Source organism: Bartonella vinsonii subsp. berkhoffii ATCC 51672 (genome assembly GCF_902825225.1).
Lineage (GTDB): Bacteria > Pseudomonadota > Alphaproteobacteria > Rhizobiales > Rhizobiaceae > Bartonella > Bartonella berkhoffii.
In genome coordinates, this window is sequence record NZ_CADEAK010000066.1 from 1 (window position 1) to 1,026 (window position 1,026).

At 36.2% G+C, this 1,026-nt stretch carries 2 protein-coding genes and 1 pseudogene; 2 read left to right on the forward strand and 1 reads right to left on the reverse strand.

All coding sequences use genetic code 11. The features are described from left to right. Nucleotides 1-6 precede the first annotated feature (6 nt). Nucleotides 7-339, reverse strand: a complete 333-nt coding sequence (locus tag J7R10_RS08220) for a hypothetical protein (RefSeq protein WP_208436435.1) — start codon at nucleotides 337-339, stop codon at nucleotides 7-9. Nucleotides 340-447: 108 nt separating this feature from the next. Between J7R10_RS08220 and J7R10_RS08225 the strand changes: the two genes are divergently transcribed. Continuing rightward, the gene (locus J7R10_RS08225) at nucleotides 448-786 is read left to right on the forward strand and encodes a hypothetical protein (RefSeq protein WP_208436436.1); all 339 of its coding nucleotides are present in this window, start codon (nucleotides 448-450) and stop codon (nucleotides 784-786) included. Nucleotides 787-796: 10 nt separating this feature from the next. Further along, nucleotides 797-1,026, forward strand: a pseudogene (locus J7R10_RS08230) (hypothetical protein); the annotation flags it as partial.

Here is a 1,026-nt window from a genome sequence, read left to right on the forward strand (position 1 = left end):
TAGCAGTTATCGCTTTTTTGATTCGAGTAAAGCATGAAGGAATGCTAAAGTTGCCCGCCGCTCCTCCTCGCTGCAAGAAGAATAAAGATCATAAACATCTTGGTCTATTTCACTTAAAGCAGGATACGGAGGATACTCTTTAAAAAAACTGTGTAGCTTTACTAATTCTTCGGCACTGATTTCTCGGTATGCTTTAGGATCGGAGTTATCAGTAGATAATAAACGCGTAATAGATGATGGGCCTAATCCTAAATGTTTTCCCAAAGCTTTACGGCTTCCGTGGCCCATCTCATTTAATTTTTCATTGATCCATATTTTTATTAACTTTTGAAAATCCATTTCACTTTTTTTCCTTAAAATTATTAAATAATCAATATTGCGTTTTACGAAAATTTGATATATATTTTCGTAAATTGGAAATTTGTAATAAAAATTTGTGAGTGGATAATGACTCCAGCAACTACAATTATAAAATATTTAGGTGGAGCAAAAAGCGTATCTTTACTTGTTCATTGTCATATATCGGCTGTCTATAAATGGACTTATCCTGTTGAGAAGCGTGAAGGAAAAGGTGGGATTATTCCCGCTAAATATCAAGTTATGCTTTTGAATTACGCTAAACGCAACAACATAGACTTACGTCCTGATGATTTTTTTTATCCCGAGCGTTTGCAAAACTTAATGCAGAAAAAAGAAACATCTCCATCACCTGAGTTTGTTGATGGTTGTGCAGTAAGCAGGGCAGGGTATGAGCAAAACGATGCACAACAATCATTAGGTGGATAAGAACATGAGCATAGCAAAGAAATACGAGCTTACAGAAGAGGGTACGTTGTTTATACGCTACGACTCTAATGGGTTATATGCTTGCACGTTGTATCAGATTAGAGCGTTAAGAGATTTTGGTAATGTCAAAGCTGGTGATTTGGGTGGCTTTATAGAGAAAGAAGAAAATCTTTCTCACGAGGGCGATTGTTGGGTTTATGATAATGCTCAAGTATATAACGATGCAGTAGTTCGTGGTGA

Excerpts from the sequence above, each read along its gene's own strand:
- J7R10_RS08220 (WP_208436435.1), bottom strand. The coding sequence starts at position 339 with ATGGATTTTCAAAAGTTAATAAAAATATGGATCAATGAAAAATTAAAT.
- J7R10_RS08225 (WP_208436436.1), top strand. The coding sequence starts at position 448 with ATGACTCCAGCAACTACAATTATAAAATATTTAGGTGGAGCAAAAAGC.